Consider the following 13,683-nt stretch of genomic DNA (forward strand, 5'->3'; position numbering starts at 1 on the left):
CAGTATCAGTGGAAGGACACGGGTTAGTCATCACCCATATTTGGCGATGAATCACCCTGCTTTGTCAATGATGCAGTGGTTAACGCCGACTGTTTGTCAATTTACACGGAAGTTATTACCCAGGTAGACCCGGCGCACATTCTCATCCTGAATGACTTCTTCAGTGGTGCCGTTCATCAGCACCTTTCCGTCGTGCAGAATGTATGCCCTATCCACAATTTGCAGTGTTTCCTGCACATTGTGGTCGGTGATCAGCACCCCAATCCCCCTGTTCTTCAGGTCAGCCACCAGATGCCGAATCTCGCCAACGGCAATCGGGTCAACCCCGGCGAATGGTTCATCCAGCAATACGTATTTGGGGCCCGCAGCCAGGCAGCGCGCAATCTCGACACGGCGCCTTTCCCCGCCCGAAAGCGCCACAGCAGATGCGCGCCGCAAATGTTCGACAGAAAACTCTGATAACAAAGCCTCAAGCCGTTCGCGTCTGCGATGTCGGTCAGGTTCGGCGATCTCAAGGATTGACATGATGTTGTCTTCGACAGTCATGCCACGGAAAATTGACATTTCCTGTGGCAGGTAGCCGATACCTAATTGCGCGCGCCGATACATTGGTAGCGCCGTAATCTCGCGCCCATCAATGATGACTTTTCCGCCTTCGGGTGTCACCAAGCCAGCGATTGAATAAAAACAGGTGGTCTTTCCCGAACCGTTGGGCCCGAGCAGGGCAACAACCTCACCGCGGCCAAGATCGATACTGACATCGCGAATAACCGGGCGTTTCCGATAGCTTTTGCGTAGATTGACAATGTGTAGACCAAAATCGCCTTCTTGGACGCTTAGGTTTGGGCTGGCTTCCATCAGTTGCCGCCTTGCTGCAGCACTGTCCGGACCCTGCCTTCCATGGTGGCAGTCCCGTCGGTCACATTGATCCTCATGGTCTCCGCAGAAATCGCACTGGCGCCTTGGGTCAACAGTACGTCACCCGACAGCAAGAGCATTCCTGTCACAACATCATAGTTTGCCGATTGCGCTTCGGCTGCCTCGTCTGCGGTGACGAACGTCACGTCCCCGGTTGCGATCAACTGGGTGATATCGCTGGTATCGGCAGCATAAACGACTTCGACATTTCCTGCTTGCAACCGCAAATCACCCTGACCGATGATGACATTTCCCGAAAAAATCGCCCGTCCGGTGTCTTGATCGACTGAAAGAGAATCTGCTGACACCTCAATCGCGGCTGAGGTATCAACCGTTATTCCACCAAGATCGATGTTCGTTTGTGCGGCAAGACTGCCAGCCCCAAGAATGCAGGCGAGCAAGATCCCAAAAATTTGTCGAAACACTGGTTTTTACCTTTTGTCGCCTGCGCTGTCACTGCTGCGGGTTATACACCAGTTTCACGCCGTTGGTGAATAGCATCTGCTGGCCTGTATTTTCAGAAGTAACCTGAAATGTCACCATGCCAGCAGTCAGCTCGCCAAACGGTGCCCGAATTTCGAGCAAACCATCGGATTTGACGACCCCGGTGTCCAGAGCGGCGATTAGGCCGTTGGTCTCCATCTCATACCCCGTCGAGGTGTGTAGTCTTGCGAGACCTAAGAAACGGGCGACTTTTTCGCGGCCATCCAATTCGCCCAGCGGCGCAGTGACTTCGACATAACTGCCGTCGGGGTTATCCATGCGGAGCAGCATTTCATTGATACTGACCGTATCGGGGTTTGCGTCATTTGGTGTTGCATTGCGTGCGGAAACCGAAAGGATAGCACCCTCTTCAGTGACACCTGAAAAGCGCGGCTGCGAAAGGCGCTGTTCTTGCGCTATTGCCTCGACCTCTGCGAAGGCGATGTCTGTTGGCTCGTTTTGGCCGCGTGCAAATAGGAAGAGCGTGGATAACAACCCCAAGGCGCACAGCGGCAAGACAATTTTAGCCCACCCTACCCACATTGAATAAAGGTTGTCGGCGTTGCCCATGATCAGACAATCCCGGCACGTAGGCAGTCATGAATGTGAAGGATGCCGACCACCTGTCCGCTGTCATCCGCATTGGTCACAAAGACGCATGTAATTTTGCGTTGGTTCATAACAGCAAGAGCCTTTTCGGCGAGCGCATCTGGACGCACTGTTGTGGGGCCTTTCGTCATCACTTCGCCCGCTTTATGGGTGAGCAAACCATCCATATGCCGCCGAAGATCACCATCGGTGACAATTCCGGCTAAACCACCATGATCGTCCAAAACGCCAACGACGCCAAAACCCTTTTGGCTGATCTCTAACAGAGCATCGCTCATCGGTGTATCGACATGCACAAGCGGTACTGTGTCTTCATGATGCATCAGGTCGGCAACTTTTGACAATTGTGCCCCAAGCTTCCCGCCTGGGTGAAAGTCGCGGAATTTTTCCGGGGTGAAGTCGCGATGCTTCATCAGTGCTACTGCAATAGCGTCACCCAATGCCAATGTCATGGTCGTCGATGTTGTCGGAACAACACCAGTACCACAAGCTTCACCGAGGTTGGGTAGCAAAACGGCGATATCGGCTTGCTGCAGCAAGGTACTGTTTGATCTGCTTGCGATGCCAATCATCGGAATGTCAAAGCGTCTTGTATAAGCAACCAAATCGGCCAACTCCGGCGTTTCGCCTGAATTGGACAATACGATGACGACATCCCCTTTCGTCATCATCCCCAAGTCACCGTGGCTGGCCTCAGCGGGATGTACGAAATGGGCTGGTGTTCCAGTACTGGCTAAAGTCGCCGCGAGCTTTCTGGCGATATGGCCCGACTTCCCCATGCCAGAAACAATAACCCGGCCCGTTGCCTGCAGCAGCAGCTCAATCGCGTCGTCGAATGTTTCGTCCAGCTGGGCTGCAAGTTTGACAAGCGCGTCTGATTCTTGGGTAATTACCTTGCGCGCGGTTGTGAGATATTTTGAGGGCTTTTTCATCAATGCGCAAAGATATCTGTTTCAGGCCAGCCAGCGAGGTCCAGTTGTGCCCTAGTTGGCAAAAAATCAAAACATGATTGCGCCAGATCCGCACGGTTTTCCCGTGCCAGTAATGTCTCAAAAGCATCTTTGAGCTGATGTAGGTAGAGTACATCTGATGCCGCGTAGTCGAGCTGCGCCTCTGTCAACTTTGGTGCTCCCCAGTCGCTTTGTTGCTGGTGTTTCGAAATGTCGATGCCCAGCATGTCTTGCAGGAGCGTCTTGAGGCCATGCCGATCTGTGTAGGTCCGCACGAGTTTCGATGCGATTTTGGTGCAATAAACTGGTGCGGCAAGCGCACCAAATGTGTTTAGCAACGCAGCAATATCAAATCGGCCGAAATGGAACAGTTTCAATACCAGAGGGTCTTCGAGCATTGCACATAGATTTGGTGCTTGCGTTTGTCCTTGGGCAACTTGCACCAAATGGCAATTCCCGTCGCCACCGGACATTTGGATTAGGCACAACCGGTCCCGATGCGGGTTCAGCCCCATGGTTTCGCAGTCAATCGCTACAATCGGACCAAGGTCTAGTCCGTCAGGCAGATCATTTTGGTAAAGAAAATTAGCCATCTAGAGCTTTCATTTACAGGTCTACTCCCAAATCAGATATGCTGTGCCGGTGTAATGCTCAAGCCCGCAATGCTTGTGTGGGTTGTTCACCGCCTGCGTCCAAAGCCCGATTTGCGTTTTGGGCAAGCCATTGTTCAAAGTCATCTGGCGGCATCGGGCGGGCGTAGCCGTAGCCTTGTGCCAATGTGCAGCCGCGACTTTTTAGATGCTCTGCTTGAACAGATTCTTCCACACCCTCTGCGATGACGTGAAACCCAAGTTCCGCAGCAAGAGCGAGAATCGCCCGGACGACGCTGTCGGCATTCTGGTCCGGTAGTGGCGCGATGAGTGAACGATCAAGTTTGATGCCAGATAGCGGAAGCTGAGTGAGTTTGGATAGCGATGCGTAGCCCGTTCCAAAATCGTCAAGTTCCAATGCCACCCCGCATTCTGCGAGGCTGTCGATATTGATGGCGGCCATGTCATCTGCTCCGTTGATCAGCGTTGTCTCAAGCACTTCGATGACCACCTGGTTGACGTCGAGACCGGATTGTTGAAGTTGCAATAAGAAACGTTCCATCAGATGCGGGTCCGCAATGGTGTCGGGTGCGGCGTTTAAAGAGATACATGGGCGCCAAATGTTTGTACGCCCCCAATTATTGGCGAGATCCATAGCCCGGCGCCAAATACAATGATCCATATCGATGGTCAGCCCTGCACGCTCGGCCGCTGGTAAAAACTTATCTGGGGTGAGAAGCCCATGTTTTGGGTGCCGCCATCTTGCCAAGACTTCAGCACCCTGTAATCGCCCGTCTGACAGCCGAATTTGCGGTTGAAACCAGGGTTCGATTTCTCCGTTTTTGATTGCATCGCTCAATTCAATCTGAAGCTGTTTTTGCGATCCAATTTCGTCCCTAAGGGTCAGCTCAAAGGGTTGTGATCTGTTGCCGCCTTCATTTTTTGCGTATTGCAGCGCCAGACCAACATCGGCCAAGATTGTAAATGGGTCTTGATGGGCTTCCGTTAGCTTTAGATAGCCAATACTCGTGACGATTGGCAGTCGTCGCCCCCCAATCTCGAGAGGATCGGCGAATGACGCGCGGACGCGATCAACCAGCGCTTTGGGTGGTTCATCTGTCACAAGGACAAATTCATCGCCGCCAACACGTGCGACGAGATGATCATCATCGATGCAGCTTTGCAGAATGTTTCCAACGGTGATCAATACGCGATCCCCGTATTCGTGCCCGACCTCATCATTGATGGATTTAAAGCCGTCAATCCCGATAAATAGGATACCCAACTCGCCCACGGTTCCATCCGAAATGCTGTTTTCCAAATAGGCCATTAGGCAGCTTCGGTTCGGCAGATCAGTGAGCGGGTCGTGATTGATGATGTATTCAAGCTTAGCGTTTGCAGATTGTAGCGCCGCTTCAGAACCGCGCAGGACATCACTTTGATGTCGCAATTTGCGAATGTTCGAATTGACGACAAGTTGGGCCGGCGTAAAGATAAAGATCCCCTCGACGATGAGAGCTACAATCGTTGCGATCAAGAGTTTGCGCTGCAAAACTGTCAGTGCCTGAACATCCGCGTTTGCGGCTTCTTCAAAAAGGAACGCTGCCGATAGAAGGGCTTCTTCTAACCCCTCCTGCTCAAAACATGCGATCAGCTTTGTTAGGAGTTGATCCCTTTGGTCTGGATCGGCATCTAAAAACTGCCGCGACATCTGGATAAAGTCAGTCATCATTCGATGAAGCGGTTGCCGGTCTTCAAAGTAAAGCGCCTGCAGATCATCCGACCAGATGCCGGAAGACATCATTCCGAAATGGGCCGTCTCTAGCCTAATCGCTAGTTTGGCCAAATCATGAAGGTCGGATGTGTTGTTTGTCGATATGTTTTCTGTAAGCAACAGTACTTCGTGTCCGTGGATAACCTGTGCAGTGCTCGTCTTGATGATTTCTGTTGCTGCAGCACTGCGTTCGATAGAGATGCGGTTGACTGTGATTGTCGCGAAAAGCAGGCCAAAAATGATGAATAATGCGACAGAGTAATGCACCCACAATCGTTCCGGATTGCTCTGGAGAAGGCGTCGGTGAACCCGGCGCGAGAGTGATCGCATGAATCGCATTAAGCGGACCCCAGTGACTTAACCCTCTAAACATTGCGTAGATTTATTAAGGTACAGTTGACCCCGTTTTGATCTTGTAAGAGCAAAAGCGGTTTAAGGCTTAATTAACCAATATTGACGCAGTCTTGCCACGGGGCGAAGAGAGTTAGGTTTGGTCTGATTGTGCGGTCATTATTTCACAGTTTTGTATTGTTTAGCCTGCTGCTGTTGACCGCATGTGGCGTTGCATACGTATCACCCCAAGTCGGTCAAAATGTTCGGGTTGTGCCGATCAGCGCAACATCACTGCAACAGGCGAATCGGCAGAGTTATGAACCAAAACAGGTTCCATCAGCATTTTCACAAGCTGCGGGCACCCCGATTTTGACGCCCCGTTTTGATGCTCTGCCTGAGCCGAGCCAAGCCGGCGCGCCGCCTGCGCCGCTCGCAGCGCGTCTTCCCCCAATTTCGGATCCCGGCCCTTATCGCATCGGGATTGGCGATATTGTGCGGGTGGTTCGGCCCGGTATGGTTCGTGCTGAGAATGACCCTGTTGGTTCGCAATCTCGTGGTGATCCTGTACAGACTTATGCTGTCCAAGATGATGGCGCGATAGCAATACATGATTTGGGTCGGATCACCGTTGCTGGCTTGACCTTACAAGAAGCTGAAGCCCGGCTTTTTCAGCAGATGGCCGAGCGTTTGGTAGAGCCGACTTTCAGCCTTGAAGTTGCCGAGTTCAAAGCCGCCCGCGTATCTTTAGGCGGGGCAGTTGCCAATGCCGCCGTTTTGCCCATTACGCTTACCCCGCTTCATTTGGATGAGGCCCTTGCCCGTGCGGGGGGCATAGCGACGGCGGATCTGACCAATACGTCTATTCGGATGTACCGTGATGGCGGGCTTTATCAGATACCGATGCAAGATTATCTGAGCCGCCCCGAGCTGCAAAAATTGCTTTTACAAGATGGCGATAGTATTTTTGTCGACACGCGCTTTCCGTTGGAGAAAGCGCAGGCCTTTTTCGAAGAACAGATTGCGGTGGCCCAACTTCGTCAACAGGCGCGCCAGCAAGCCTTGGCTGAATTGAATGCCGAGATTGACCGTCGCCAAGCTACCCTGACCGAGCGTCGTAGCGGTTTTCAGGATTTGATCGCATTGGATGCGGTTCCAAGGGACTATATCTATCTGACTGGCGAAGTCACCAATGCGGGGCGGCAAGCCATGCCCTTTGGACGCCAGATGACACTGGCGGATGGGCTATATGCGAATGGCGGATTTTCTGCGGAGACGGGAAACCCATCACAGATTTATGTGCTGCGCGATGCCGGTGCTGGTGACGTGACAGCATGGCAATTAGATGGTCGCAACGTCGCCAATCTGACTCTGGCTACGCGGTTCAATCTTTATCCGAATGATATCATCTTTGTCGCCGAGCAGCCCGTGACCCGCTGGAATCGGGTAGTGCAGCAATTGGTGCCCTCTTTGATCACAAGCGGGGCTGGTATAGCCGTGGCCAATTAGGGGCCCGGCCCTAGCTGGAGACCGAGATGTCGAAACGCTTACGTATCCTGTCAACGATCGTTCCATCTGATAAAGCAAGGCCGGTCAGTCGGTCGTAATCGACAAAACCAAGACCGCTGTAATAGCGCAGGCCCGGGGTATTATCGGCACGGATTGTCGCATCTATTGCGGCAACGCCAGCTTGGCTGGCAGCGGTCCTTGTCGCTTTGAATAGATGTTGCCCCACCCCTTTGCCAGCGGCACGATTTGCAACAAAACTGGCAATGATCGCCCAATCGTCTGGGACGCCGTCTTGTTCGGGTTTCGCCCAACGCAGCCATTGGAAGCCTAAAACGACCTCCTCTATCTCGGCGACCAGGCAGCTGATAAGCCCGTCGGACTCGATGTAGTGTTCCAGCATCGTCGTTTCATCAAAAAGCGTTTGATGTGCCGTGGTGCCGCCTGCCTCAATGATGGCGTTCAGGAGCGTGACCATATCTGGTGCGTCCGCAGCTGTTGCTGGCCGAATGATCATAGTGCCTCCATCAATTTTTGATGCAGCGCTGTGAAATCATCGCGTACCTCCATCGGGGGTCTTAAACGAATGTGTAATTTCTTGGTCAGCATAGGGTCTTGTTTGCCAAAAATTTTGTTAGCTTCATCAATGGTAAAGCCCGCGATTTGAACGGCTTCAAGCCAGGCAGATAGTTTATCTGCCTTTTTGATCTGGCGCTTGACGGTCGCCGGTATCTGGGCGGGCAGGCCAAATCGTAGATGTATGGCGGCGGTCAGCCTTTCATCCAATGCACCATAGCTAGGGCCAACGGCGGCTTTTACTGGGCTGATCATGTCGCCGATCACGTATTCAGGCGCATCATGCAGCAACGCAGCCAATTGCCACTTCACGGGCGCCTTGGGGTTTTGGGCGCAGAAAATCTCGGTCACTAACAATGAATGTTCGGCGACAGAATAGGCATAATCGCCTTTTGTTTGTCCGTTCCAGCGCGCCACAAAGGCAAGGCCGTGTGCGATATCGACAATTTCGATATCCATCGGAGTCGGGTCCAAAAGATCAAGTCTGCGACCAGAAAGCATTCGCTGCCAAGCACGTGTCACGTCTACACCACCGCATCATTCCAGATAAATTCAGGCTAATGTGCACGTCTGCTGCCGAGGCGCAAATGCAAAGTTGGGGTATGTAGGCCGTTGAAAAAAATCGTGCCTTGGCGCCGGTGAACCGATTTTCGGGTGTCCGAAGTGCGCAAGAGTGACACCGACGCATTCCTATGACTCATTGCTCTGACAGTGCTGGTAGGTCGGATCAAGCTGAGTTAGACGTGTCTTTGTCATGGAGGGCAACAACAGCACAATGAGTGATCCCTTGGTTGGTCAAGGCCAACGGCGTCAGGTTTCCGTCCTGTTCGCCGATATGGTCGGCTATACTGCCATGGTTGCTGATTTGGGCGAAGAACAGGCGCTGCATTTTGTCCGAATGGTCTATGAAACGTTGGTGCAAGCTGTTGAGGCCCATGGCGGGACCGCCCGTGACTTCGCGGGTGACAGCATCATGGCGCTTTTTGGGATACCGGAACCGCTTGAAGAACCTGCACTTCATGCCTGTCGCGCGGCGATGGCGATTCATGCGGCGTTTGAATCGTCTGCGGATGATATCGAGGCGCGTTTTGGTGTAAGGCCAGCGATGCGGGTTGGTATCAGTTCCGGTACTGTCGTGATGGCGACGGTGCAAAGCAATGACGGCCCCACAACGGCCGTAGGCAACACGGTCAATCTGGCATCCCGGATCGAACAATTGGCGCCAGCAGGTGGAACCCTGTTATGCGACACGACGCGGCGCCTGGTTGAATGGGTGACCGATATCTCGCCCTTTGGGGCCCGTCAGATCAAAGGTCTTGAAAGCCCGGAAGATCTCTGGAGCCTACAGTCGGTGCGGGATCGTTCGACACGGTTTGATGCCTCTTTGGCGCAGGGGCTTAGCGACTATGTCGGACGGCAGACCGAGCTGGACCTGATGTGTGATGCGCTCGCCCGGTCTGCATATGGCGTTTCTGTGCTCGATATCGTGGCTGAACCTGGCCTTGGTAAAACCCGCCTTGTTTTCGAATTCATGCAACATGCGTTGGCCGATGATCCGCTTGTCTTGTCCGGCTATTGCTTTGCGGACGGGCAGCAAACTCCATTCCTGCCGATCCTGGAAATCACGCGCAAGATGTTTGGGATCGTGGACGCCGACGATCCTGACGAGGTCAAGCGCAAGCTTATATCCGGACTGCATGCTTGTGACTGTCATTCTGACGTTCATCTGGCCATTCTCCTGAACCTGTTGGGACTGAAACCGCCTGCGGGTGTTCTTGATGGTCTCGATAGTGTTTTGATTGGCCTGCGCACACGGGAATTATTGCCGCAGCTATTGGCAGCGAAATGCGCGTTGCAGCCAGTCATTTTGCTGTTGGAGGACTGTCATTGGATCGACACGGCCTCAGAAGAGCTTTTGCATAATTTGATCCAACAAGACGACTTCAAAAACCTGCTGATCATCCAGACCCGCCGCCCGGAATATGCGCCGCCTTGGCTGGGTGATCCGCTAGCCAAAACGATCGCACTTCGCCCGCTTGGGTCGACCGATATTGCCCATCTCGCACAAAACCGGTTGGGTGTTGAAAACCTGCCCGAGGCGCTTGCAACGCAATTGAATGAACGCGCGGGCGGAAACCCCTTGTTCGGTGAAGAAATACTGAGCTTCCTGCTAGATGAGGGATCGCTGCGTATCAGTGACGGTGAGGTGGAATTTGATGCGCAGCAAAGCGCGCGCGATTTGCCCGTCACCATGCGTAGCCTGCTTACCGCCAGGTTAGAGCGGTTGACGCCTGAAGATCAAAAGCTGCTGCAAACGGCTTCGGTGATCGGGCGCAGGTTTAACCCTGGGCTGGTATCAGAGCTTTTGAACAAACCCGAGGGTATCGACGCGACGCTCGCGCGGCTGCAAGAGCAAGACGTTGTCTACCGGGAGCAGAATTCGTCGGATTACATCTTTAAGCACGTTCTTTTGCGGGATTCGGTCTATCAGAACCTTGTTTCAGCAGATCGGGTGGCGCTGCATTTGGCTGTGGCAGACGCGCTTGAGGTCCGCAATTCCAACCGGTTACAGGAAACAGCCGAAACTTTGGCATTCCACTACGGGCAGACAGACCGCAGCGATAAGGCGTTCCGTTACATCGTGATGGCTGGCGACAAGAGTTTAGGCGTCTATTCACTGGATGAAGCCAACCAGTATTTTGCATCGGCGCTGACGTTGTACCAAGATAATCCTGATTGCGCCCCAAAGGAACAATTTGCGGCATTTCTGGCAAGTTACGCGCTGTGTGCAAATATTTCATTGCGCGTTAATCAGATCATAGAGCTTGCTGAAACGGTGCGACCTGTGTTGGCGCAGGTTGGTGATAGTCCTGACCATGCCCTTTTTCTGCATCACTATGTGTCTTGTCTGATTTGTAATGCCAAATACCGGCAGGCCTATTGGGTTCAGCAAGAACTGACAGAAATGGCCAAGCGCCTGGGTGACCCGACCTCATTGGTTTACGCGATGGTGAACGAACTATCGGTGTCGATCTATTTTTCACCGATCACGAATGAGGAATTCGCAGCAAAAACACAGCAGATTGAAACGCATTTGGAACGTCTTCAGGACGCTTATATCCAAAATTACTTTCTTGCGACATTGGGCTGGAACGAGTTGACCCGAGGCCGGGTTGCAAAGGCGCATGCCGCCTCTGATCGGATGATCGCCGCGAGCAAATCAAATGACGATCCCCGGTCACTGGGCTACGGCACTGCGATGAAAGCTTTGATCGCGATGGTGACGGACGACCATGACCTAGCATTCCGCGAGGCGCAAACGGCGCGGAAAGTGTCAAAGGTGCCATTCGAAACTGCTATCGCAGATGCCGCCCGCCTGGCCGCCATGGTGCCGCTGCAAAAACCCGGCGCGATCGAGATGATCGATCAGCATATCAACACTTGTGACGATAAAGGCTGGGCGTTGTTCACCTTTGGTCCCGCAACCATGCTTGGCGTTGCCTATGCGATGAGCGGGCATATCGCCGAGGGCCTGCGCCAGATCGAAGGTGCAGTCCAGAAACGTACCGATGAAGGGTCTCAGATTTCGGCGGATTGGGCACGCTTGTTTTTATGCGAGCTTTATTTGGCTATTTTGACCGGCGAAGGCGGTGGATCATTGGCTGTTTTGATCCGCAATCTGAGGTCTATCCTTAAGGTGCGTCTGTTCGGTGAAAAGCGTCTGACCCGGATGATCGAAGAAATCCGCCTGAATCCACAATACGACGATCAGGGTCATTTCATAGCGCGTTGCGATATGATTATGGGCCTTTTATATAAGGCGAAGAAGAAAAAGCAGCTTGCGCGCACCCACCTGTCAAAAGCACGGGTTGTGGTAGAAACCGCGGGCCAATCGCCGATGCTGACACGCATTAACAGAGCATTGGCCGAATTGGCCTGAGCCGCGCTGCCTTATTCGGTCAGCGCAGCCAGGTATTTGATCGCCGTCATACTGGGCAAGAACGTGTAGGCGCCGCCACGGGCATTGATCAGCCGTGGGATTTCGCGCAACCGGATGCTGTCACCGTCGGGAAGGGTCATGTCAAACACGCTTGTTTCGGGTGTATTGGCTCCGAGAAGCGGATCGTTTGTGCCCGTGATATTTGGATCTTGTAGACCGACATTGATCCAATCGCACATGACCGCTTCGAATTGTGCGCCGATATTGGCGCCGATAAAGCTGCCCAGCAGGCCGCGTTCGGCATTATCAGGTGCCTTGGGGTCGAAATCCGGGCCATATGACATACCGCGCCGGACAAGGCGGCGGGTGTAGTTCGCAATGCGCTGCACGATTGGGCCGCCACGTGGATTACCACGTCGCAAATGCGCCCCGGCGGGACAGCGGGACGAATGCGTGTAGTCAAAATTAGTCAGTGAGACTTCTTTTTCCGGAAACTGCGCGTCTGGCGACAGCTCATAAGGGACCCCGTTACGCCAGCGTCCGCAGAGCTGTGCTGCGACGACCTCGCGCAGCGCCCCATGCATATCGAGCCCTTTGCCGATACGGTCCAGATGTTTGGGGTCAGCCAATTGGTCCCTTTTGGGATGATCCATCAGAAAGCTCGCTGCTTCGTCCAGATACCGTTCAAATGCGACAACGTCTTGCGACAAAATCCGAAAGGCGTTGAATGAGCCGTTAAAGCCCAGCTCTGGTGGACTTGGAACGCGAAACAGAACGCCTTCTTGTTTGGTTGGGTAGCCAAGTAGCGCGGTTCCAAGCGGATCCATGGGTTCATCAACACCGACTTGGTCGGGGTCAATCACATGTTTGAAACGCGGTTGAGAAATCCCATCCACGTAGTCAAAAAATACTTTCCCGTCAGGCAGGCTGCGGCCATCGCGTGTGCCGAGGATATGAAACGCTTTTGCGACTTGTGCCTCGATCTGATCAAGATGGGTCAGATCATCTGTGTGAATCGAAGCGATGATGTGGATACGCTTTGGCTGATCAAAGGGTGCGGGCCAGTTTTCAGGAGCACTTTCGCCAAAATCCCCGATTTTCATCGCGCGGGCGGCCATGCCCTGTTTGAATTCTGTCGGAAAGGTCTTCAGGTGCGCAGCCGGTGTGCCCAGTGCGCGCAGCCCCTCATATGTAATACCAATATTGAAGCAATACTCTGGCTTTACTGTCCATGTGGCACCGCGTGTGATGCCAGGGACATCAGCATTTCCCCCATCAACACCAGCTTGCAGAAACTGCCGAGCAGCGGACAGGTCACTGACTTCAAGGACCAAATGACGTACAAATTGGCGGCGATAGCCGCGCAGGATATTGCCCTGAATATCCGCAAGATCGAAATTATTACTCACCAGCCTTGTCCAAACTTTTGGCGCACTTGCGCGGCGGAAACTCCGGGATAGGCGCGATAGCCGCCCCCCAATGAAATGTTGCGATTGGCGTGCATCTGCAAAATGAAGTTACGCGGCAATGTGTTCAGCGCATGCGGCGGCTGATTGGGTGTCTTGCCCTGCGCAGCGTCTTGCAGACCAAACAGGTCTGTCGGGAAATCCGGGGCTTGAAACAGATCGTGTTCGTGGACCCAATCAATGAATTCTTCGACATTATGTTCGGTTGGGATCAGATGCTCTGCTCCGTCGACAAGCGACAAAACCGCGTCAAAAACGCTGCCAATTGTCGTGATGAAATCGCGGATATAGTTGCTGAAATCGCCATCATAAACCGAAATCATGCAGATATTCTTGTCAATCAATAGAAACCGGGCGAAATGCACGGTTCCAACATTGTCCAAACCTGCAAAAATCTCTTCGACATTTTGCGCAATCGCCATCGTGGCTTTGGCACGCCCGGCGGGTGATGCATCTTTCAGGGGCATGATGAGGTTCATCATGCGTTGCACATTCTCGCTGGGTTGCGGCGATGGTCGTGGGCCGCCGGGCAGCTTTGGCC

Annotated in this window: 12 protein-coding genes; 2 read left to right on the forward strand and 10 right to left on the reverse strand. The window is 53.3% G+C overall.

What is annotated here, in order from left to right; all coding sequences use genetic code 11:
- Positions 1 to 96: 96 nt before the first annotated feature.
- The 6 genes from lptB to AABB29_RS06645 are packed head-to-tail and all read right to left on the reverse strand — an operon-like array spanning position 97 to position 5,591.
- A complete protein-coding gene (gene lptB, locus AABB29_RS06620; RefSeq protein ID WP_341367684.1) occupies positions 97 to 858 on the reverse strand; it encodes an LPS export ABC transporter ATP-binding protein in 762 nt (253 codons plus the stop codon).
- Entirely contained in the window at positions 858 to 1,343 is a 486-nt protein-coding gene (locus AABB29_RS06625; protein WP_341367683.1) for an LptA/OstA family protein, read from the reverse strand. The genes lptB and AABB29_RS06625 overlap by 1 nt, the downstream gene beginning before the upstream one ends.
- A 28-nt stretch (positions 1,344 to 1,371) precedes the next feature.
- Positions 1,372 to 1,971, reverse strand: coding sequence for a hypothetical protein (locus AABB29_RS06630; protein ID WP_341367682.1), 600 nt, complete (start codon positions 1,969 to 1,971; stop codon positions 1,372 to 1,374).
- Positions 1,972 to 1,973: 2 nt separating this feature from the next.
- Positions 1,974 to 2,942: a KpsF/GutQ family sugar-phosphate isomerase gene (locus AABB29_RS06635; RefSeq protein WP_341367681.1), complete on the reverse strand. Its 969-nt coding sequence runs from the start codon at positions 2,940 to 2,942 to the stop codon at positions 1,974 to 1,976.
- Positions 2,942 to 3,553, reverse strand: a complete 612-nt coding sequence (locus tag AABB29_RS06640) for a ribonuclease D (protein ID WP_341367680.1) — start codon at positions 3,551 to 3,553, stop codon at positions 2,942 to 2,944. The genes AABB29_RS06635 and AABB29_RS06640 overlap by 1 nt, the downstream gene beginning before the upstream one ends.
- Positions 3,554 to 3,611: 58 nt before the next feature.
- Positions 3,612 to 5,591: an EAL domain-containing protein gene (locus AABB29_RS06645; protein WP_341367679.1), complete on the reverse strand. Its 1,980-nt coding sequence runs from the start codon at positions 5,589 to 5,591 to the stop codon at positions 3,612 to 3,614.
- A gap of 435 nt (positions 5,592 to 6,026) precedes the next feature.
- Between AABB29_RS06645 and AABB29_RS06650 the strand changes: the two genes are divergently transcribed.
- Complete coding sequence (locus AABB29_RS06650; RefSeq protein ID WP_341367678.1) at positions 6,027 to 7,163, forward strand: polysaccharide biosynthesis/export family protein; 1,137 nt, start codon at positions 6,027 to 6,029, stop codon at positions 7,161 to 7,163.
- A 10-nt stretch (positions 7,164 to 7,173) separates the two neighbouring features.
- Here the strand turns inward: AABB29_RS06650 and AABB29_RS06655 are convergent, their stop codons facing one another.
- Together AABB29_RS06655 and AABB29_RS06660 are read right to left on the reverse strand one after the other, a co-directional pair.
- The gene (locus tag AABB29_RS06655) at positions 7,174 to 7,677 is read right to left on the reverse strand and encodes a GNAT family N-acetyltransferase (protein WP_341367677.1); all 504 of its coding nucleotides are present in this window, start codon (positions 7,675 to 7,677) and stop codon (positions 7,174 to 7,176) included.
- Positions 7,674 to 8,237: an HD family hydrolase gene (locus AABB29_RS06660; RefSeq protein WP_341368995.1), complete on the reverse strand. Its 564-nt coding sequence runs from the start codon at positions 8,235 to 8,237 to the stop codon at positions 7,674 to 7,676. Before AABB29_RS06660 ends, AABB29_RS06655 begins: the two co-directional genes overlap by 4 nt.
- A gap of 274 nt (positions 8,238 to 8,511) precedes the next feature.
- On the opposite strand from AABB29_RS06660, the gene AABB29_RS06665 reads away from it, so the two are divergent.
- A complete protein-coding gene (locus AABB29_RS06665; RefSeq protein WP_341367676.1) occupies positions 8,512 to 11,676 on the forward strand; it encodes an AAA family ATPase in 3,165 nt (1,054 codons plus the stop codon).
- Positions 11,677 to 11,687: 11 nt separating this feature from the next.
- Here AABB29_RS06665 and AABB29_RS06670 read toward each other — a convergent pair whose 3' ends face one another.
- Positions 11,688 to 13,085, reverse strand: a complete 1,398-nt coding sequence (locus AABB29_RS06670; RefSeq protein ID WP_341367675.1) for a hypothetical protein — start codon at positions 13,083 to 13,085, stop codon at positions 11,688 to 11,690.
- Entirely contained in the window at positions 13,082 to 13,624 is a 543-nt protein-coding gene (locus tag AABB29_RS06675; RefSeq protein ID WP_341367674.1) for a hypothetical protein, read from the reverse strand. Before AABB29_RS06675 ends, AABB29_RS06670 begins: the two co-directional genes overlap by 4 nt.
- Positions 13,625 to 13,683: the final 59 nt, after the last annotated feature.

This window comes from Yoonia sp. BS5-3, from assembly GCF_038069655.2.
Classification (GTDB): domain Bacteria; phylum Pseudomonadota; class Alphaproteobacteria; order Rhodobacterales; family Rhodobacteraceae; genus Yoonia; species Yoonia phaeophyticola.